This window comes from Actinomycetospora sp. 2LY8.5, from assembly GCF_057180585.1.
In genome coordinates this window covers 46,085-64,255 of record NZ_JBXUHE010000002.1, presented here as the reverse complement: position 1 = coordinate 64,255, position 18,171 = coordinate 46,085, and the positions used below count along the sequence as shown (strand labels likewise).

Annotated in this window: 20 protein-coding genes and 1 pseudogene; 5 read left to right on the top strand and 16 right to left on the bottom strand. The window is 75.0% G+C overall.

All coding sequences use genetic code 11. The features are described 5' to 3' along the window. Window positions 1-7 precede the first annotated feature (7 nt). From AC2A1K_RS02585 to atpF, 5 genes are all read right to left on the bottom strand, one after another. Window positions 8-1,195 (bottom strand): arsenate reductase/protein-tyrosine-phosphatase family protein, encoded by a 1,188-nt coding sequence (locus AC2A1K_RS02585; RefSeq protein ID WP_483894757.1) that lies wholly within the window; start codon window positions 1,193-1,195, stop codon window positions 8-10. Window positions 1,196-1,240: 45 nt separating this feature from the next. Next, window positions 1,241-2,143 (bottom strand): 2-dehydropantoate 2-reductase, encoded by a 903-nt coding sequence (locus AC2A1K_RS02580; RefSeq protein WP_483894756.1) that lies wholly within the window; start codon window positions 2,141-2,143, stop codon window positions 1,241-1,243. Window positions 2,144-2,194: 51 nt separating this feature from the next. Beyond that, window positions 2,195-3,013 carry a hypothetical protein gene (locus AC2A1K_RS02575; RefSeq protein ID WP_483894755.1) on the bottom strand — a complete coding sequence of 273 codons (819 nt, stop codon included), beginning with the start codon at window positions 3,011-3,013 and terminating at the stop codon, window positions 2,195-2,197. A gap of 270 nt (window positions 3,014-3,283) precedes the next feature. Further along, on the bottom strand, window positions 3,284-3,607 hold the full coding sequence (locus AC2A1K_RS02570; RefSeq protein ID WP_483894754.1) for a hypothetical protein: 324 nt from the start codon (window positions 3,605-3,607) through the stop codon (window positions 3,284-3,286). Between the two features lie 330 nt (window positions 3,608-3,937). Continuing rightward, window positions 3,938-4,444 (bottom strand): F0F1 ATP synthase subunit B, encoded by a 507-nt coding sequence (gene atpF / locus AC2A1K_RS02565; RefSeq protein ID WP_483894753.1) that lies wholly within the window; start codon window positions 4,442-4,444, stop codon window positions 3,938-3,940. A 176-nt stretch (window positions 4,445-4,620) separates the two neighbouring features. On the opposite strand from atpF, the gene AC2A1K_RS02560 reads away from it, so the two are divergent. After that, window positions 4,621-5,079, top strand: coding sequence for a universal stress protein (locus tag AC2A1K_RS02560; protein ID WP_483894752.1), 459 nt, complete (start codon window positions 4,621-4,623; stop codon window positions 5,077-5,079). A 243-nt stretch (window positions 5,080-5,322) separates the two neighbouring features. Further along, on the top strand, window positions 5,323-6,360 hold the full coding sequence (locus AC2A1K_RS02555) for a TerC family protein (RefSeq protein WP_483894751.1): 1,038 nt from the start codon (window positions 5,323-5,325) through the stop codon (window positions 6,358-6,360). A gap of 87 nt (window positions 6,361-6,447) precedes the next feature. Here the strand turns inward: AC2A1K_RS02555 and AC2A1K_RS02550 are convergent, their stop codons facing one another. From AC2A1K_RS02550 to AC2A1K_RS02525, 6 genes are all read right to left on the bottom strand, one after another. Beyond that, window positions 6,448-7,320, bottom strand: coding sequence for a hypothetical protein (locus AC2A1K_RS02550; protein WP_483894750.1), 873 nt, complete (start codon window positions 7,318-7,320; stop codon window positions 6,448-6,450). A 117-nt stretch (window positions 7,321-7,437) separates the two neighbouring features. Next, window positions 7,438-7,626, bottom strand: a complete 189-nt coding sequence (locus tag AC2A1K_RS02545; protein ID WP_483894749.1) for a hypothetical protein — start codon at window positions 7,624-7,626, stop codon at window positions 7,438-7,440. A 28-nt stretch (window positions 7,627-7,654) separates the two neighbouring features. Then, window positions 7,655-8,917 (bottom strand): hypothetical protein, encoded by a 1,263-nt coding sequence (locus AC2A1K_RS02540; protein ID WP_483894748.1) that lies wholly within the window; start codon window positions 8,915-8,917, stop codon window positions 7,655-7,657. A gap of 28 nt (window positions 8,918-8,945) precedes the next feature. Further along, a complete protein-coding gene (locus tag AC2A1K_RS02535; RefSeq protein ID WP_483894747.1) occupies window positions 8,946-9,230 on the bottom strand; it encodes a hypothetical protein in 285 nt (94 codons plus the stop codon). Between the two features lie 225 nt (window positions 9,231-9,455). Beyond that, window positions 9,456-10,943 (bottom strand): mycofactocin dehydrogenase MftG, encoded by a 1,488-nt coding sequence (gene mftG / locus AC2A1K_RS02530; protein ID WP_483894746.1) that lies wholly within the window; start codon window positions 10,941-10,943, stop codon window positions 9,456-9,458. A 28-nt stretch (window positions 10,944-10,971) separates the two neighbouring features. Next, window positions 10,972-12,042 carry an LCP family protein gene (locus AC2A1K_RS02525; protein ID WP_483894745.1) on the bottom strand — a complete coding sequence of 357 codons (1,071 nt, stop codon included), beginning with the start codon at window positions 12,040-12,042 and terminating at the stop codon, window positions 10,972-10,974. Between the two features lie 239 nt (window positions 12,043-12,281). On the opposite strand from AC2A1K_RS02525, the gene AC2A1K_RS02520 reads away from it, so the two are divergent. Both AC2A1K_RS02520 and AC2A1K_RS02515 read left to right on the top strand, forming a co-directional pair. Then, complete coding sequence (locus tag AC2A1K_RS02520) at window positions 12,282-12,503, top strand: hypothetical protein (RefSeq protein WP_483894744.1); 222 nt, start codon at window positions 12,282-12,284, stop codon at window positions 12,501-12,503. A gap of 168 nt (window positions 12,504-12,671) precedes the next feature. Further along, window positions 12,672-13,025 (top strand): hypothetical protein, encoded by a 354-nt coding sequence (locus AC2A1K_RS02515; protein WP_483894743.1) that lies wholly within the window; start codon window positions 12,672-12,674, stop codon window positions 13,023-13,025. Window positions 13,026-13,201: 176 nt separating this feature from the next. Here AC2A1K_RS02515 and AC2A1K_RS02510 read toward each other — a convergent pair whose 3' ends face one another. From AC2A1K_RS02510 to AC2A1K_RS02500, 3 genes are all read right to left on the bottom strand, one after another. Then, a complete protein-coding gene (locus AC2A1K_RS02510) occupies window positions 13,202-14,263 on the bottom strand; it encodes a potassium channel family protein (protein WP_483894742.1) in 1,062 nt (353 codons plus the stop codon). A gap of 79 nt (window positions 14,264-14,342) precedes the next feature. Then, window positions 14,343-15,929 carry an aldehyde dehydrogenase family protein gene (locus tag AC2A1K_RS02505; RefSeq protein ID WP_483894741.1) on the bottom strand — a complete coding sequence of 529 codons (1,587 nt, stop codon included), beginning with the start codon at window positions 15,927-15,929 and terminating at the stop codon, window positions 14,343-14,345. Between the two features lie 145 nt (window positions 15,930-16,074). Continuing rightward, window positions 16,075-16,944, bottom strand: a complete 870-nt coding sequence (locus AC2A1K_RS02500; protein ID WP_483894740.1) for an SAM-dependent methyltransferase — start codon at window positions 16,942-16,944, stop codon at window positions 16,075-16,077. A 304-nt stretch (window positions 16,945-17,248) separates the two neighbouring features. On the opposite strand from AC2A1K_RS02500, the gene AC2A1K_RS02495 reads away from it, so the two are divergent. Further along, on the top strand, window positions 17,249-17,668 hold the full coding sequence (locus AC2A1K_RS02495) for a hypothetical protein (RefSeq protein WP_483895104.1): 420 nt from the start codon (window positions 17,249-17,251) through the stop codon (window positions 17,666-17,668). A gap of 2 nt (window positions 17,669-17,670) precedes the next feature. Here the strand turns inward: AC2A1K_RS02495 and AC2A1K_RS02490 are convergent, their stop codons facing one another. Both AC2A1K_RS02490 and AC2A1K_RS02485 read right to left on the bottom strand, forming a co-directional pair. Beyond that, complete coding sequence (locus AC2A1K_RS02490; RefSeq protein ID WP_483895103.1) at window positions 17,671-18,045, bottom strand: N-acetylmuramoyl-L-alanine amidase CwlD; 375 nt, start codon at window positions 18,043-18,045, stop codon at window positions 17,671-17,673. Between the two features lies 1 nt (window position 18,046). After that, window positions 18,047-18,154, bottom strand: a pseudogene (locus AC2A1K_RS02485) (N-acetylmuramoyl-L-alanine amidase); the annotation flags it as partial. Window positions 18,155-18,171: the final 17 nt, after the last annotated feature.

Here is an 18,171-nt window from a genome sequence, read left to right as displayed (position 1 = left end):
CTTCCGGTCAGCCTCCGGCGCGCGGGACGGACGCCGCACGCTGCGGCAGGCCGTCGGCGTCGCTGCGACGACGCGCGCCGTTGCCCTCGCCGTTGCCCTCGCCGTTGCCCTCGCCGTTGCCCTCGCCGTTGCCCTCGCCGTCGTCGGGCCGCGTGCCGTCGGGCTCGACGCCGTCCTGCTCGTCCGGGGTGGGCGGTGGGAGCGGGTCGGCCGTGACCGACGGTCGGCGACCCCCGATCTGCGCCGGGAGCGACGGGGCTCCGGGCCGGGCGCCCAGCGGCGGTCCGAGGGGTCCGAGGGGTCCGCCCGCAGGTGGCGACCCGTGCCCGCGCGGTCCCGGCGGCCCACCGAACGACATCGCCGAACCCTGGGCCGGACCCTGGGCCGGACCCTGGGCCGGACCCTGGGCCGGACCCGGTGGCGGCATGGGCGGGCCGTACGGCGCTCCAGGGGGCGGCATGCCCGGCGGCGGCCCGCCGACGAGGACGGAGTCCCGGGGCGGCGGGCCGGGGAATGCGGGACGACCGGCGGGCGGGCCGGCGGGAGGCGGCGCCGGTCGGCGGGGCGCCCGCGAGGGCCAGGGCACCGCCGCCCCGATCGCGTCGACGAGGGGCCGGATCGCCGCATGCATCCGCTGGGCGGCCTCGACGTGGGCCTCGACCTCGCCCTGCACGGGGTCGGGGATGGCGTCGTCCTCGGCCTCGACCGGCGCGCCCTGGCCGCGCTCGGCGAGCGCCGCGGCCACGAGGGCGTGCGCGCGCTCCCGGGGGTCGGCGGGCAGCGCAGCGTGGTCGACCCCCCCGAGCAGGCGGGCGAACTCGCGCATCGTGAACGTGCTGCGCAGCGCCCGCGGCTCCAGCTCGAGCACCGCCGAGCGGTGCGAGCGGCTGACCGTCAGCACGAGGTCGGCGAGCTCGACGTCCCGTGCCGGGAGCTGGCGGGCGCGGAACGCGGCCACGTCGGGGTGCGACGCGAGCGGGCCGAGCTGCGCGCGGGACAGCGGGTGCATCTCCGCCCCGACGACCGCGCCGGTCCCGCCGCTGGCGACGTCGAACCACGACGCCCACCGGGGACCGAGCCGCATCTCGAGCAGCGCGCGGGCGTGGAACCGGGCGAACGGCGACCGGCAGATGTTGCCGGTGCAGACGAACAGGAGCCGGAAACGCCGCGGCGCCCCGTCTCCCCGACCGTTCATACGTCCGATCGTCGCAGTCGCTGGCCGTCTTCGCGAGCCGTCGGGTCAGCCGACCTGCCCGTTCGTCGTGCGCAACCCCCGAAGCAGGGCCAGGACGGCGCTGTTCAGCGGTGTGGCGACACCCGTCCGGCGAGCCGTCGCGACCACCGCGCCCGTGAGGTACTCGTGCTCGAGGGGGCGCCCGGCCAGGCGGTCGTAGAGCATCGAGGTCCCCAGGTCGGGGGGCATGCCGCCGTAGAGCGCGACGAGCTCGTCGATGTCGTCCCCGGTCAGCACGGCCCCGACCGAGCGACCGACCGCCATCACCTCGCGTGCGAGGTCGACGACGAGGTCGCGCGTGGCCGGCTCGGTGAGCACATCGTTGCGCCGGAGCGTCAGCGCGGTGATCGGATTGGCGACGGCGTTGCTCAGCAGCTTGCGCCAGAGCACGGTCGTGAGGTCGTCGGTGGCCACGACGGCGAGGCCGGCCCCGTCGTCGGCGCCGTACAGCGCCGCGAGGCCGTCGGCCGCCTCACCCGCCGGCACCGTGAGCTGCGCCCAGCTGTGGTGCACGATCCGTCCGGGCGCGACCGCCTCCGCCCCGAGCCGCACCGAGGCGGGCAGCACGACGGCGCCGGGGTCGACGAGCCCGTCGACGCGCGCGGCGTGGTCGATGCCGTTCTGGGCGACCACGACGACGCTCCCCGGGCGCGTGAGCGCGCCGAGCCATCCCGCCGCGGACCCGGTGTCCTGTGCCTTGGTCGCGAGCACCACCCAGTCGACCGGGCCGACGGCGCCCGGATCGGTCGCGACGGTGACCGGCACCTCGCGCTCGACGTCGTCCGTCGTCACCATCAGGACGTCGAAGGGCGTGCGCACGCACACCGTGACCTCGTGGCCCCGGTCGGCGGCCAGCGCCGCCAGGACACCCCCGATCGCTCCCGCTCCCACCACCGCGACGCTCGCCACGGCGGTGATTGTCGCCGGTCTCGCTCCCGTCCGTGCCCCAGCGTCCGTGCTTCAGCGGCCGTGGCGGGCGAACGCCTCCAGGTCGATCACCATGCGGGCGACCTGCAGCGCCGTGGCGACCGCGTCGACCTCGACCGCCGACCCGGTGCGCTCCTCGGCGTCGAGACGCTCGAGCAGCGACGCCGCCGCGACGTGCAGGGTGGCCGCGAGCTCGGCCGCGCCGGCCAGGGCCTCGGTGTCGACGCGGTCCTCGCTCGACCACCCGCCGTCGGGCACACCCACGGCGGACCGGTCGAGCGCGCGCAACAGGGCCCGACGCTCGGGCGCCCGCCCCTCGTCGTCGTCCTCCAGCTCCGCGAGCTGCGCCGCGAGCGAGTCGACGGTGCGCAGGAGGTCGGCGGGCGGCGGCTCGCCGCCGCGCTGGAACGGCACCGGCGGCACGACACCCTCGGGCGTGCGGGGCGCCGGGATCACGGTCTCCGCGGGCTGGAGCCGGGCGCGGGCCTCCCGGAGACGGGCGGTGAGCCGGCCGCCGGCGTCGTCGGACACGGGGCCCGGGGCGGACACGGGCGTCGCCGGGCCGCGCGTCGTCTCGTGCACGGGCTCGGCCGGGGCCGGCACGTGCGCGACGACAGGGGCGGGGTCGGCGGACTCGGCGGACTCGGCGGACTCGGCGGACTCGGCGGGGTCGCCCGCGGCGTCGGTCGCGGTGGAATCGGCGGGGTCGTCCGCGGCGTCGGTCGCGGCGTCGGTCGCGGCGTCGGTCGTGGCGTCGGTCGTGGTGGAATCGGCGGATGCCGTGGACTCGACGGTCTCCTCGGAGGCTGCCCCGGCCGGTGCGGAGCCGTCGCCCTCCGGCCCGTCGCTCACCCCGTCGGGTTCCGGGGGTATGGGTGTCTCGGGGGTCGCGGCGTCGGTGGACAACGGCGCTCCTTCACGGGCGTGGGCAGGACGCCGCCGGGTGCCCCGAAGGCGTCGTTGCGGCGACGAAGGGTCACCCGGTGGATCGTCTCTGCCAGAGTGACGCGTTGCAGACGGCTCACGGAACAGCCCGTTCGGGGGATCTCCTTCACCCGGTAGGCCGCTTACCTGTCGCGATCAGCGCCGATGAGCGCCGCCGCGTAGGCCGCCTGGACCAGGTCAGTGGGCGCCCCGGTCGCGGGTGCCACCGGGGCGGGGCCGCGGGCCCGAGGGCACGCCGCGGGCCGTCCGCGTCATGAGGGCGCGGCGGGTCTCCGCAGCGGAGCTCCCGCGGAACCGGCTGACGATGACGACGGCGGCGAACGCGAGACCGTTCAGCGCCCCGAGGCCGAGCATGGCGACCTCGAGCACCTGGGAGCCGTCGAACGAGCCGCCCGGGTCGGGGTCGTCGAGCGCCCCGCCGTAGGGCACGGGAGCCGGGGCCGGCACGGGGTCGGCGGCGAGGGCCGGGCCGGGGGCGGGCAGCTCGGATCCGACGACCATGCCCCCGACGGCGAGGCACGCGACCACGACGATCCGCCCGGCGAGGCGGGCCGGGCCACGACCACGACCACGACCACGACCACGACCACGACCACGACCACGACCACGACCACGGACAGTGAACGACGTGTCCCGCTCGCCGATCCGATCGACCATGTGCCTGCCCCGTTCGCCCGGTGTGGTCTCGGGCACTCATCGGGAACCAGGCAGGGTCGTTACCGACGCGGGGCGGCGCCAAGCGCGACACGCGGTGATTGTGACCTTGCCGTGACCTCACGCGTCCTTGATGTCCGGGAGGTCCGGTTCTCGCAGCGCACGGCGCTGCGAGGCTCAGGCGCGCTGGCCGAGGTAGTCGTCGACGACCTCGCGGTACTCGCTGTCACCGATCTCGCGGCCCAACATCCGGCCGGCGAGCCGGCGGGAGAGGCGGGCGACGTCGGGCTGGAGGTCCGAAGCGACCGAGGTGCGCTGGTTGACCAGCTCCTCGCGACCCTGGGCGACCAGGCTCGCCGACTCCTCGCGGGCGGCGGCGAGGACCTCCTCGCTGCGGCGCTGGCCCTCCTCGCGGGCGGCGTCGCGGATGCGGGCGGCCTCGTCGCGGGCCTCACTGATGCGGGTGCGGTACTCGGTCTGCACGCGGCGCGCCTCGGCGCGGGCCTGCTCGGCACGCTCGAAACCGCCCTCGATGCGATCGTGGCGCTCGGCGTACACCTTCTCCAGGCGCGGCAGGAAGACCTTCGACAGGACGAGGTAGAGCGCGCCGAACGCGATCAGCCCGATCACGATCTCGTGCCAGATCGGGGTGAGCACGAAGTAGCCGCCACTCGCCAGGGTCATCGCCGGCTGCACCGCCTGTCGGTCGTCGATGGAGCATCAGGGCGTCCCGGCACGGCATCGCACGGCCGGTCGGACGCTCGCGCACAGTCTGTCCGATCTCCCCCGGCGGGGCGACCCCGGGTCACCGGTGAGCCCCCGCACCCCGGTGGCCTCCGTGCGACCCCTAGGGTGCCGCCGTGGGCGACTACAAGCTGGTGGCGGTGGGCACGGACGGCTCCTCCTCGGCCACCGCGGCCGTCACGCGAGCCGCGGCGATCGCCGCGGACGCGGGCGCGAAGCTCCTCATCATCTGCGCCTACGAGCGCGGCGGCAGGACCGACACCCGCGACCGGGCCGAGGCCGAGCGGGCCCTGGGCGACGAGGCCTACAAGATCATCGGGGCGAACCCGGCCGAGGAGAAGCTCCGCGACGCCCGCGACGTCGCCCGCCGCGCCGGTGTCGAGGAGGTCAACACCGTCGCCGTCGAGGGCGAGCCGGTGCAGGCCATCTGCGCCAAGGTCGAGCTGCACCACGCCGACCTCGTCGTGGTCGGCAACAAGGGCCTCGCCAGCTTCGCCGGACGCCTCCTCGGCTCGGTGCCCGCGGAGGTCTCGCGCCGCTCGCCCACCGACGTGCTGATCGTGCACACGACGTAGGGACCGCTCCAGCGCCGTTCCGCAACGTCCGCCCCCGGAACGGACAAATGTGATATTCGACGCAGTCCTACGGCTTCCCGGCGGGGTCCGAGGGCCCTAGCGTCGGCGTCCGAAGGGGAGTACTCCCGAGTCGCGGCGTCGTCGTCAGTACGGACCAGGACAGGCTGGCCCGGTGGCGCCGGTCCACCCCGGGGTGGGCGGAGGAGACCTTCAGCGTTGCGAGCTGCGCTGGAGGACCGTTCCGTGTCCGTGCCCTTGTGGATGTGGCTGGCGACGATCGGTGTCGTCGTCGGCATGCTGGTGTTCGACTTCGTCGGGCACGCCCGCGATCCGCACGAACCCACGCTGCGCGAGTCCGCGGTCTGGTCGGTCGGCTACATCGCCGTCGCCCTGCTGTTCGGCGTCGGTGTCGGTGTCTTCTCCGGCTGGCAGTACGGCGGCGAGTACGTGGCCGGCTGGCTGACCGAGAAGGCGCTCTCGGTCGACAACCTCTTCGTGTTCCTGCTGATCATGACCAGCTTCGCGGTGCCGAAGGTGCACCAGCAGAGGGTGCTGCTGATCGGTATCGCGATCGCGATCGTCATGCGCGGCGCGTTCATCGCGGTCGGAGCCGTGGTCATCGAACGGTTCGTCGCCGTGTTCTACCTGTTCGCGATCATCCTGTTCTGGCTCGCCTGGTCACAGCTACGCGAAGCGCTGTCCCCCCACGAGGCGGGGACCGCCGACGCCTCCCACGCCGCCACCGCTGGTGACTCCCGTCTGATCCGGGTGGTGCGCCGCGTGCTGCCCACCTCCTCGGACTACGACGGCGCGAACCTGACCACCCGCGTCGGCGGGCGACCGATGCTGACCCCGATGGCGCTGGTCATCGTGGCGATCGGCCTGACCGACCTGCTGTTCGCGTTCGACTCGATCCCGGCGATCTTCGGCCTGACCCAGGAGCCGTTCCTGGTGTTCACCGCCAACGCGTTCGCCCTGCTCGGCCTGCGCCAGCTGTACTTCCTCATCGGCGGGCTGCTGGAACGGCTGACCTACCTGGCTCACGGCCTGTCGGTCATCCTCGCGTTCATCGGCGTGAAACTGGTCCTGCACGCCCTCCACGAGAACAACCTGCCGCTGGTCAACAGCGGCCGTCCGGTACCGGTCCCCGAGGTGCCGATCTGGCTGTCCCTCACCGTCATCACCGGCACGATCGCCGTCAGCGCGGTCGCCAGCCTGGTGGCCACGCGGCGCCGGAAGGTGCCGGAGACGGCAGCGTCGCCACCCGACCGCGGCCGGTAGGGGCCCGGCGGACCCGGGACCGGTCACGCGTCGCGACGCCGGCCCGATGCCCGCCGGGCGTCGCGCGGCAGGCGGCCCGTCTCACCCTCAGCGTGCTGCTTCCTCCAGCGTCGCGGCCCCCTCGACCTGCTCGGACAGCTCGCTGCGCCGAGGCGCGGGGGTGGCCGGCGTCGGAGGCGTCGCCCACGTGCCGGGCACCGTGCAGTAGGGCGCCGCGCCGTGGCGCCCGAGCAGCTCGGAGAGCGGGGCGTCGGCGAGCACGTCGCCCAGCGCCTGCTCGAAGCAGCGCCGGGTGCCGCGGTCGCGCGGGCGAGCCAGGGCCTCGGCGAGCCGGCGCGTGAGACGCTCGGACTCGGCGAGGAACGTCGTCAGCGACAGGCGCCCGCGGCCGAGCTCGCGGCGGCATCGCCCCGCGACCGTGTCGCCCTCGCCGACGACGCAGACCTCGACGTCGACGTCGCCGTCCTCGAGCACCGCGCCCGCCGGCCCCGTGCCGTCAGAGGCGGGCCGCGCCATGGTCGCGCGGAAGACCGCGTTGGTGACCCGGTCGGAGGGCTCGCGCACGAGCGCGGCGAGGAGGTTCCACCCGCCGCGGCTCTCGAGCACGTCGCGCAGGCCGCGGACGTCGACGGTGAGCCGCCGGACGCGGACGTCGCCGTGGTCGCCGGCCCGGTCGAGCAGCTCGGACACGGAGTCGGGGCGCGGACCGTCGTCACCGACGACCACGTGCAGCCGCGGCACCGCCGGCGTGCCCGGGACCTGCGGGTCGATGCCGCAGACGGCGATCTCCGGGGCCGGTGTCCGCGGGGCCTCACGGGCCGGGAGGTCGAGGTACTCCATCCCGACCATGACGTCGGGACCGGGCACGTGGCGGGCCGTGGTGGTGGCCCGCGGCATGGTGGTGGAGCCGCCGGGGGTGGTGCTCGTGGTGGGACGACGGCGGACGAACGGGAGGCGCACGGGGTCTCCGTCCAGTGGGCTGTCCGAATCACCCACGATGCCAGAGGCACGTGATCGCTGCCACGTCGAACGATTCAGTTCGTGTGAACGCACGGTTTCACGGCTCGCGCGATCCGATCAACCGACCCGCTCGGTGCCGGACCCGTCGAGGATCCGCTCGAGGTCGGCGAGGGTCTGTTCGAGGCCGGCGCGGATGCCCGGGCCGTCGGCGCGTTCGGTGTGCAGGGTGACGGTCACCCGGGAGGCCTCGTCGCCGATCCCGGCCGCGAACAGCTCGCCGTGATAGCCGCTCTCGTCGTCACCCATCCCCGGGGCTACCCACGGATCACGGGTCTCAGCGGATCGCCGGGGTGATCGCGGCACCGCCGCCGAGCCCGGCCACTCCGGAGGTCTCGGCACCGACGCCCAGGTAGGCGTTGACCAGCACCGGGGCGGCACCCGGGCGCGTGTCGCGGTCGGCGCCGGTGCGCGCGTCGAGGACGAGGGGACCGTTCACCGTCGTCCCGTAGACGGCGCCGTGCCACGCCGTGGTCATCCGCGGGGCGACGCGGTTGGCCGCGGGGTCGGGGAGCTCCCACAGCGGCGCGGCGCTCCCGGCGTCGACCGCGAAGATGCGGGTGTCGCCGCCGCAGACGGTGGTGGCGGCCTCGTCCCAGACGCAACGCGGGGGCGTGTACGTGCTCCCGACGTCGACGGTGCGCACGGTCGCGCCACGTGCGTCGACGAAGCGCAGCGAGGCCGCCGGGGCGGTGAGCGTCGTCGCCGTCGTGCGCCCGCTGATCACCGCGAGCCCCGGGCCCGCGGGCGTGATCTCCGGGCCGCGCAGCACGTCGGGCGGGGCGACCTTCCGCAACCCGGTGACGGCGTCGAGCCCGACGATCGTCGAGTCGGCGTAGGCGCGGCTGCCGCCCGGGGCGGTCGCGACGCCGAGCGCGGTGCCGCCGGCCGGCCCGTCGGCGAGCAGCGCGTCCACCGCGACCCCGTCGGCGGTCCACAGCACGCGCCGCGAGGAGAGGTCGACGCCGAGGGCGGTGCGCTGGGTGTCGGTGCTCGCGGTCAGCACGGCGACCCCGGCGACGACTCCGGCGACCTTCAGCGTCACGGCCGGCGGGCGCTCCGCCCACGGCAGCTGGGTCGCGGCGTTCCAGCGCAGCGCGCCGCTCGCCGCGTCGAAGACGAGGAGGTCGACGGCGAGACCCGGCGGGGTGGTGCCCGACCCGGGCACGACGCTCGACGCCCCGACCACCACGCCACCGTCGGGCGTCGACACCGGCTTGCCCGCGGCGTAGCGGCCCTGGGGGACGGCGACACCGGGGATCTCGGCGCCGGTGGAGTCGGTGCGCAGCGCGCGTCCCCCGTCGGTGATCCAGATGGCGGTGCCGATCAGCGCCGCGGGCAGCGCGTCGGCGTCGCGACCGAACACCCGTGACCCGGAGCCGCCGAAGAGGCTGCCGGTGGGCGCGGCGAAGCCGGTCGGCGGGTCGTGCGCGGGCGGCGGGGCGCTGCCGGGGGGTGTCCGGCCGCAGGCGGCGAGCAGCAGGGCCGTGACGACCGTGATGACCGGGACGACCGCCACCGCGAGCAGACGGGCAGGCACGGCGGGCAGGATTCCATGCCCGCGGGCGTCACTCCGTCGGGACCGTGTTCGCCGTGTTCGCCGTGCTCTCCGGCGAGCGGCGCGGCGGGACGACCGGCAGCGGTCCGGTGGCCTGGGCGAGGCGGCGCTGGGCGCGCGCGACGCGAGCGGCGAGCTCGGCGGCCGCGGCCTGCTCGGCCTTGAGGGCCCTGCGCTCGGAGCGCGTCGGACGGCGCGGAGGGTCGTCGATCGTGTCGGGCGTGTCGGGCGTGTCGGGCGTGCGTCCGGGCGAAGCGACGGATGACTCGTCGGCACGGCGGCGCAGGAACGACATCGGCGGTCTCCTCGATCACGGGTCTCGCGACGAGTGTCGTCGCGATCATCCCCGCCGTGACCTGCTTCCACCCCATCGTGTCGCCGCTGTGACCGTGTCCGGTGACCCCGGGCGGACACTCCGCCACCATCGGGGACGAATCGGGCGTCACTCCAGGTCGGCGTGGGTGCATCGGCCTGGCGGCCACCCGCGGCACGAAGCAGTGAGGGGAGCACGCCGATAGGGTCAGGAAAGCCCCCCGCTCGCGGCGAGGGGACGCCCGGCCAGGAGGTCCGCCGCCCGCTCCCCGATCATCAGCGCCGTCGCCGCCGGCCCGCGCCGCGGCACCGTCGGCAGCACGGAGGTGTCGACGACGCGCAGCCCGCGCAGACCGTGCACGCGCAGCTCGGGGTCGACGACGGCCTCGGGGTCGTCGACCGGTCCGAGCCGAGCGCTGCCGCACAGGTGCGCCGACGTCCCGAGGTGCGCGGCGATCCACGCGTCGAGCGCGCGGTCGTCCAGCGTGCGCTCGGGACCGAGAGCGAGCCCGCCGGCCGCCATCAGCTCCCCGGCCCGGCGGACGACCTGGCGCATCCGGGCGCGGTCGTGTCCGGACGCGAGGTAGTGGTGCTCGAGGCGCGGCGGGGTCCGCGGGTCCGCGGCGAACGTCATCACCCCGCGGCTCTCGGGCGCCTGCAGCGCGCACATGAGGTGGCACGGCCCGCCCGACGCGAACGGGCGCGCGAACAGCAGGATCTCGAGGTCGCCTGCGGGGTCGTCGCCGCTGTCGAGGTGGACGGCCGCCTGCGCGCCGGGCGCCTCGGGATGCACGGCGTCCCCCGTCGTGTCGGGGAAGGACAGGTAGACGCTCGGGTGGTCGCCGTAGCCGCGGCCGACGCCGGGACGGTCGTGGTGGACGGGCAGCCCGGCGGCGCGCAGACCGTCGGCGGGCCCGATCCCCGAGAGCGCGAGCAGCTGCGGCGTGCACACCGACCCGGCCGCGAGCACGACCTCGCCCGCCTCGGTCCGCTCGCCGCCGACCCCCTCGACGCCCACCGCCCGGTCGCCGTCGAGCAGCACCCGGGCGACGGTGACGTCCCCGCGCACCGTGAGGTTGGGACGGTCGAGGTGCGGCAGGACGTAGGCGATCGCCGCGTTCACGCGCACCCCGTGCCGCACGTTCGCCGGGACGAGCCCGGCGCCGGGGGGCTGGTCGCCGTTCTTGTCGATCTCGGCGGGCACGCCGACCGTCGCCGCGGCCTCGAGGAACCGTTCGGTCACCGCGGCCCGCAGCTCGCCCGCCGGGCGCACCACGGGCACCGGGCCCGCGTCGCCGTGCAGCGGGCCGGCCATGTCGAGGTCGCGCTCGCCGCGCACGTAGTAGGGCAGCGTCGCGTCGTACGACCAGCCCGGCCAGGAGTCGAGGTCGGCGCGCGTGGCCCGGACGTGGTTCGCGGCGTTGACCGCGCTCGACCCGCCGAGCAGCCGCCCGCGCCCCACACGCGTCCGCCGGCCGGGGGTGAGCTCGACCCCGACGTCCCACGTGTGCGGGCCGTCGGGGTCGCAGGCGGCGAGGGAGGAGACGTCGCGGACCTCCGCGGGGAACGCCCCGGGGTCGGCGACCGCGGTCCCGGCCTCGAGCAGCAGCACCCGCTGGTTCGGGTCCTCGGAGAGGCGCCCGGCCAGCGCGCAGCCGGCCGAGCCCCCTCCGACGATGACGACGTCCCAGCTCATGGGTCCGGCATACCCGAACGGCGCGGAGTCAGCGCGGTGTGTCCGAGAGCTGCTCCTGCGGGCGGGTGGCGACGTACTGCGGCACCGCGTCGGTGTTGACCGCGAACCACAGGTCCCGGCCCGCGCCCTGGTCGAGGTAGACCACCGACTGGTCGCCCTCCATCCCGGTCCCGGTGACGGGCACGGTGAGGAACGAGACGTTCGAGTTCCGCAGGTCGCGCATGCTGAAGGCGAGCTGCGCGAGGCCCGTGTTGGACAGCGAGTCGTCGACGCCGACGTGGCGCGTCACGGTGTCGACGAGGGCGTAGGCGCTCGTCGGGCTCGACAGCGTCCCGGAGGAGAGAGCCTTCTGCAGGAACGCGCGCAGTGCCGCCTGCTGGCGTCGCACGCGGTCGAGGTCGCCGCCAGGCAGGTTGTAGCGCTCGCGGACGTAGACCAGCGCCTGCGCGCCGTCGAGGTGCTGCTCGCCCGCCGGGACGACGACGCCGTCGCGCTCGGAGGACTGGCCGACGTTGACGTCGATGCCGCCGACGGCGTCGGTCATCTGCGCGAAGCCCGCGAAGTCGATGACCGCGTAGTGGTCGATGCGCATCGCCGTGAGCTGCTCGACGGTCTGGATCAGCAGCGGCGGACCGCCGAACGCCAGCGCCGCGTTGATCTTGTTCTTGCCGCGGCCGGGGATGTCGACCCAGGAGTCGCGGGGGATCGAGACGACGCTCGCGCTCTGCCCGTCCTCGGCGAGGGTCGCCACCATGATCACGTCGCTGCGCTGGGAGCCGAAGACGGCGTCGGGCGCGGCGTCGGTGCCGGTGGTGGGCTCCGGCGAGCGCGAGTCGGTGCCGATCAGCAGGAACGTCTGCCCGGCGGAGTCGGCGGGGCGGCTCGACGGGTCGATCGGGGCGAACACCGACGGGTAGCGGCCGACCTGCGAGCCCAGCTGCTGGGTCACGATGACGACCCCGGCCGCCGCGAGCAGCACGAGCACCAGCAGGGCGATGAGGCCGTAGACCAGCGCGCGCACGCCACGGCGGCGCCGCCCGCGCTCCTCGTCCGGGTCCGGACCACGTCCGTCCTGGTCGATCATCCCGCCGACGCTCATACCCCGACCACCCCTGCTCCCGCGGGACCGGCCTCCGCCGACCGGCTCCTCACTCGCGTTCTCTCGGACGACGACCGGCGGTCGTTACGCGCCGCGCGGTGTGGGCCCGTCCGGATCGACCCAGCGTGACAGGCCGTCCACACGCCGTTCTCTCGCGGTCGTCGCGCCCAGCCTGCCGTCGCCCGCCCGGAGGCCGGTGTTCGGCCCCTCGGACGTGTCCACCGCCTACGCTCGGACGGGTGACCCCCGATCGAGACGGCGACACCGTCATGGACGCGATGGACGTGGCGGAGGTTGCGAGCTCCGCGGCGACGGTTGCGGTCGGCGACGTCCCGGCCCCGCGCCCGGAGGTCCTCGCCCGCGTGCTCGAGGGCCTGCGCGACCTGCCCGCCGCCGCGCCCGAACCGCGCGCCTCCTCGGAACGTGGGGCCGACACGCCGCTGCCGCGGCGCCGCTCCTGATCTCCGGCCGCCGCCCGGCTCCCGCCGTTCGCGCGAGGTGAACGCGCGCGGGGCCGACAGCGCGGCGCGCGCGACCTACCGTGGTCGGCGCGCACGTTCCGGCGTGCCACGCGACCGGGCGTGCGGCCCCATCCGCATCGCCCGAACACCGCGAGCAGGAGGCGAGCAATGACCGTCCCCGACCCCGGCCACCCCGACGCCCGGCCCGGCGGGCGCCCGGGCAGCGGGCTCGACCCCATGCCGTCCTCGGTGCCGTCCCCGCCGCTGGGCGACCGGCCCCCGGCCGACCCCGGCGAGCCTCGGCGTCCGACGCCCGGCGACCCGTCCCCCGACGGCACGCTCGTGCTCGTCGCCGCCGGCCGGGACGACCGCAGGCGTCACGTCGTCGACGTCACCTCGGGCGAGCTGGGCGACCCGGCCGGCCTGCGGGCCCGGTGCGGCGCCGCCGTCGAGCAGGTCGTGCCCGGTCTGCGCGCGGAGCAGGCGGACTGCCCCGGATGTCTGGTGTCCGGGCACCGCTGAGACGGCCACGTCGTCGGCGTGCACGACGATCAGGGCGCCCGGTCGGCGCGCCTGTGCGGTGCCCGCCGCTGACCGCCGACCGGCGTCGCGCGGTCCGGGCCCGCGCAGTGATCGAAGTACCGATACGGACGTTGAGTGTCTGCAGCGCCACGCCGCTGACACGGGCTGGGGCACGGCTACTCGTCGTCGGGGCCGGCGCGGCGGACGCAGAGGAGGCGGTCGCCGCGTTCGAGCGCGTCGACCTCGGGGGCGTCGATGGCGTGCAGGTGCCCGTCGCGCACGACGCCGAGCACGATGTCGCGCAGGTGGCGCGGGGAACCGCCGACCTCGGCCTCGGTGACGGTGCGCTCGCCGATGCTCATGCCCGCCTCGGGCGAGATGAGGTCCTCGACGACCGACACCACCGCCGGCGTCGTCGTCGCCATGCCGAGCAGGCGGCCCGCCGTCTCCGCGGACACGACGACCGAGTCGGCGCCCGACTGCCGCAGCAGGTGGACGTTCTCCGCCTCGCGGACGGCCGCCGTGATCGTGATCTTCGGGGCCATCTCGCGGGCGGTGAGCGTGACCATCACCGCGGTGTCGTCCCGGTTGGTGGCGACGACCAGCGCGGTCGCGTGCGGCAGACCCGCGGTGCGCAGCACCGAGGACTGGGTGGCGTCGCCGCGCACGGTCACCAGCCCGAGCGCGGACGCGGCGTCGAGGCGCCCGCGGTCGGTGTCGACGACGACGATGTGCTCGACATCGTGACCGTCCCCGCGCAGGGTGGTCACCGCGGCCTGGCCCTTCGTCCCGTAGCCCACGACCACCACGTGGTTGCGCACGCGCGACCTCCATCGCCGGATGCGGAACGCCTGGCGCGACCGTTCGGTGAGCAGCTCGACCGTGGTGCCGACCAGGACGATGAGGAACAGCAGGCGCAGCGGCGTGATGACGAGGATCGTCCACAGCCGCGCCGACTCGCTCACCGGGACGACGTCGCCGTAGCCGGTGGTCGAGAGCGAGACCGTCGCGTAGTAGAACGCGTCGATCAGACCGATGCCGTCGTCGTTGTTGTTGTCGATGTAACCGTCGCGCTGGAAGTAGACGATCAGCGCGGCCGCGGTCAGCGCCCCCAGCGCCAGGAACAGGCGGCGCAGCAGCGCCACGACCGGACCGACGCGGCCCTCGGGCATGAGGACCGTCGCCCCGGCCGCCGGACCTCCGGGGACGTCTCGCGACACCCGGCTTCGCAGGACCATGCCCGGGCCCCTCCCGACCGACGCGCACCCGACTCGGCGGGCCGCCTGCCGCGCCGGGAGGAGGCTACCGGCGCCCCGGTCAGGTCGCCGGGTACCGGTGGTAGCCCGGGAAGTTGCCGAACAGGTTCTCCCCGGGCGGGCCCTCGGTGACGGCCTGCACGAGGTACTCGCCGCCGACGAAGGCGCCCTTCCACGACTCGCCGCGTCCGCCGAACGCCTCGTCCTTGTCGCCGCGGGAGCGCAGCTTGTTGATCCCGACCTTGAACGCCTGCACCTGCTCGGCGAGACGCTCGGCGTGACCGATGTCGTCGGAGGCGATGCTCGCGACGAGCGCCCCGTTGGAGGCGTTCATCTGCGCGAGCAGCTCGGCCTCGGTGTCGACGACGACGATCGAGTCGACGGGCCCGAACGGCTCCTCGTGCATCAGCCGCGACGCCCCCGGCGGGGCGAGCATCGACACCGGTGCGTGGTAGGCCGAGGTGTCCTGACCGGCCAGGAAGCGGCCGTGGTCGAGGCTGCCGCGGTAGAGCGGCACCGCGCCGTGCCGCAGGGCCTCCTCGACGCTGTCGTCGAGCTCCCGCGCCTTCCCCGCCGAGATCAGCGGGCCGTAGTCGAGCGCGGGCAGGTCGTCGACACCGCTGCCACCGGACTCGACCGCCAAGGGGTGCCCGAACCGCACCCCGTCGAGCACCGGAAGGTAGGTCGCCAGGAACTGGTCGACGAGCTTGCGCTGCACGACGAAGCGCGGGTACGCGGTGCACCGCTGCTTGGCGTACTCGAAGCCCTTCTTGAGGATCTCCGAGAACGTGTCCCAGTCGGAGAACTCCCAGATGCCCCAGGCGTTGAGGCCCTCCTGCTCGAGCATGTGCCGCTTGCCGGTGTCGGCGAGCTGCGCGGCGACCTTGCCGCCGTTGGAACGCCCGCCGACGAACGCCAGCGCGCCGATCTCCGGCGAGCGGATCAGCGCATCGGAGAGCTCCGAGCCGTCGCCGGAGAGCAGGGTGACCGGCAGGCCCTCGCGGACCATCAGGGCGTGGGCGACGGTCAACGTCATCCAGCCGCCCTGGGTGGGGGTCTTGGCGACGACGCCGTTGCCGGCGAGCAGCTGCACGAGCTCGGCGTGCACCTGCACGCTCATCGGGTAGTTCCAGCTCGCGATGTTCGAGACGGGGCCCTCGAGCGGCACCCGCTTGGCGGGCGCGCCCTCGACGTCGCGGGCGAGCATCCCCTCGATCTCGTCGACGTACCACCGCACGCCGGAGATGGCGCGGTCCACGTCGGAGCACGCCGCCTTCCACGGCTTGCCGATCTCCCACGCCAGCAGCAGGGCGAGGTCGTCGCGCACGCCCTCGATGGCGTCGAGGGCCGCCGACACCCGGCGACGGCGCTCGTCGAGCTCCGTCCCGGCCCAGCCGCGGTGGGTCCGCGCCGCGCGCTGCACCGCGTCGGTGGCCGTGGCCGCGTCCAGCTTGAGCATCGTGCCCAGCGACGATCCGTCGTTGGGGCTCGTCTGCTCCGACGGCGTGCCGACGGCCCGCCACTCGCCGTCGATGAGGTTCGCGGGCCCGTCGTCGGTGAAGGCCTCGCCGACCAGATCGCGCACCCGGCCGCTCACGGCGGACCAGGTGAGGCTCTCGGGTACGTGCAGGGTGGTCTCGTCGCTCATGGCCGTCCTCCCGTGGCGGTCGTGGGCGTCGAACGACACTAGGCATCGGGACGGGCCGCGGGAACCGCCGGACCGGAGGTCCGGATGCGGATCGGGCAGGGATCGGTACAGCCCGTGACCCGAATCCGGACCAACCGGACGCCGCTCAGCGCTCCGCGGTGACGAACGACGACTGCCCGTTGAGGCGCCGGGTCAGCGGGTCGAACGCGCGGCCCCAGCCCTCGGCGACGGCGGGGGCGTGGTCGCGGCGGACCCGCCAGCCGTGCCCGGCGAGGCGGTCGGCGGGGTCCTCGCGGTCGTCGGTGTGGATCAGCGCGGTCATGTCGACGCCCAGGCCGGCCGCGACCCGCCGGAACGCGGGGTCGGTGAGCTGGTCGCCGAGATCGGTGAAGTCCTCGACCGCGATGCGCGAGCCGGCCGCGGAGCGCTCCTCGACGGCGTCGAGCAGGGCGTCCTGCGCCTCGGCGGGCAGGTAGGGCAGCAGCCCTTCGGCGAGCCAGGCCGTCGGCGCGCCCGCGTCGAAGCCCGCGTCGTCGAGCGCGCCGGTCCAGTCGTCGCGCAGGTCGACCGCGACGGAACGGCGGTCGCAGCGCGCCGGATCGTGCTCGAGCACGTCGTCCTTGAACGTGAGGACCGCCGGCTGGTCGACCTCGAAGAGCGTGGTCCCGTCGGCCCAGGCGAGGCGCTGGGCCCGCGCGTCGAGGCCGGCGGCGAGGATCACCGCCTGGCGCACGCCCGCCTCGCCCGCGGCACCGAAGAACTCGTCGAAGAAGCGCGTCCGCACGCCCATGTAGCCCGACATCATCTGCCAGAGCTCCTCCTCGGAGTCGTCCCCGGGCGGCACCGGACGGGTCGGCAGCGGCGTCGGGGGCGCCGCGGCGTCGACGAAGCGCTCGGCGTACGGGTCGGAGATGAGGGCGTCGCGGCGATGGGTGTCGACCGACCGCCCGGCCGCCACGACGAGGGCGGTCAGACCCACGCTCGACACGATGTCCCACTGCTCGTACCGACTCACGGAATCCCCTCCGACAAAAGATTAGTTCGGCTAACGATCTATCACTGTGTCACCGATCGACAACGGGAAGTGAGCGGTTCGACACGAGCCGTGGCGACCGGCAGCGTGCTGTGATGCCCATCGCCGAACGGTCCACCCGCACGGGTGAATAGTTGAAGTCTTGAGTCAGAGTTTGGGCATCCTCACGTCACCACTCGTGACAGCGACCCGCGACGACGCTCTACCGTCCCCCGACGGTGTCCGCCTCGGCGCGAGCGACCGGGACGGCGCGCGGTACCCAGCGCCGAGCGTGGAGGAGGAACCGATGGACCCCGATCCTCGGTGCTGCGCACGTATCGACCCCGCCAAGACCGATCCAGCCGAGACCGACCCAGCCGAGACCGACCCAGCCGAGACCGACCCAGCCGAGACCGACCCGCTGGCCGACACCCCGGGTCCGGCGCCGACCGCGCTCCCGGAGGACGTCGGCCTCACCGTCGAGGAGGCGCAGCGGATCGACTGGGTCGAGGCGCAGACCGAGCTCGACCGTTGCGACGGCTACGTCGTGCTCGCCGTCGACCCCCAGACCGGCGAGGTCGACGCACACGGCCCGTTCCCGGGCCTCGACGCGATCGAGATCGCCGACGACATGCGCGAGACGCTCGACCGCGAGGGCCTCGACGACGTCGTCATCCGGGTCGTGCGCTGGCACCAGGACCGCGCGGGCGACAACCCCGCCGCCTGATCTCACCGCCCGAGCGCCGTCAGGATGCCGGCCGCGATCCCGTCGGCGTAGCGCTGCCGTCCGGCCGGGCCGGTGACGACGCGCGCCTCGTCCGGGTTCGCCATGTTCGCGCACTCCACCAGCGCCGACGGCACTCGCGCGAGGCTGAGCCCCGCGGGGTCGGCGCGCCGGTCCAGTCCACCCCGCCCGCGGTAGCTCGACGGGGTGAGCCCCTGGCCCTCCGGCCCCGCGTCCAGCGCCCGGCCCAGCGCCGCCGACGGCTCGCCCTGCGATGCGGCGAGCGGCGGGTCCGAGAGCGCGACGTGGAACCCGCGCCCGTCCCGCGCGGCACCCGTCGGCGTGGATCGACACCGTGAGCACCGTCCTGCCGCCGACACCGGCCTCGTTCGCGATCGCGGCACGCCGGTCCACGCAGGGCCCGACCCCCGTGTCGTCGGGGCGCGTGGAGCGCACGTCGATCCCCCGCGCGGCGAGCAGCCGCGTCACCCGCACCGTCACGTCCC

Excerpts from the sequence above, each read along its gene's own strand:
- atpF (WP_483894753.1), bottom strand. The coding sequence starts at position 4,444 with ATGACCCTGGCGAGTGGCGGCTACTTCGTGCTCACCCCGATCTGGCAC.
- AC2A1K_RS02515 (WP_483894743.1), top strand. The coding sequence starts at position 12,672 with ATGACCGTCCCCGACCCCGGCCACCCCGACGCCCGGCCCGGCGGGCGC.
- AC2A1K_RS02545 (WP_483894749.1), bottom strand. The coding sequence starts at position 7,626 with ATGGGTGACGACGAGAGCGGCTATCACGGCGAGCTGTTCGCGGCCGGG.
- AC2A1K_RS02535 (WP_483894747.1), bottom strand. The coding sequence starts at position 9,230 with ATGTCGTTCCTGCGCCGCCGTGCCGACGAGTCATCCGTCGCTTCGCCC.
- AC2A1K_RS02495 (WP_483895104.1), top strand. The coding sequence starts at position 17,249 with ATGGACCCCGATCCTCGGTGCTGCGCACGTATCGACCCCGCCAAGACC.
- AC2A1K_RS02510 (WP_483894742.1), bottom strand. The coding sequence starts at position 14,263 with ATGGTCCTGCGAAGCCGGGTGTCGCGAGACGTCCCCGGAGGTCCGGCG.
- mftG (WP_483894746.1), bottom strand. The coding sequence starts at position 10,943 with ATGAGCTGGGACGTCGTCATCGTCGGAGGGGGCTCGGCCGGCTGCGCG.
- AC2A1K_RS02525 (WP_483894745.1), bottom strand. The coding sequence starts at position 12,042 with ATGAGCGTCGGCGGGATGATCGACCAGGACGGACGTGGTCCGGACCCG.
- AC2A1K_RS02570 (WP_483894754.1), bottom strand. The coding sequence starts at position 3,607 with ATGGTCGTCGGATCCGAGCTGCCCGCCCCCGGCCCGGCCCTCGCCGCC.
- AC2A1K_RS02505 (WP_483894741.1), bottom strand. The coding sequence starts at position 15,929 with ATGAGCGACGAGACCACCCTGCACGTACCCGAGAGCCTCACCTGGTCC.
- AC2A1K_RS02585 (WP_483894757.1), bottom strand. The coding sequence starts at position 1,195 with ATGAACGGTCGGGGAGACGGGGCGCCGCGGCGTTTCCGGCTCCTGTTC.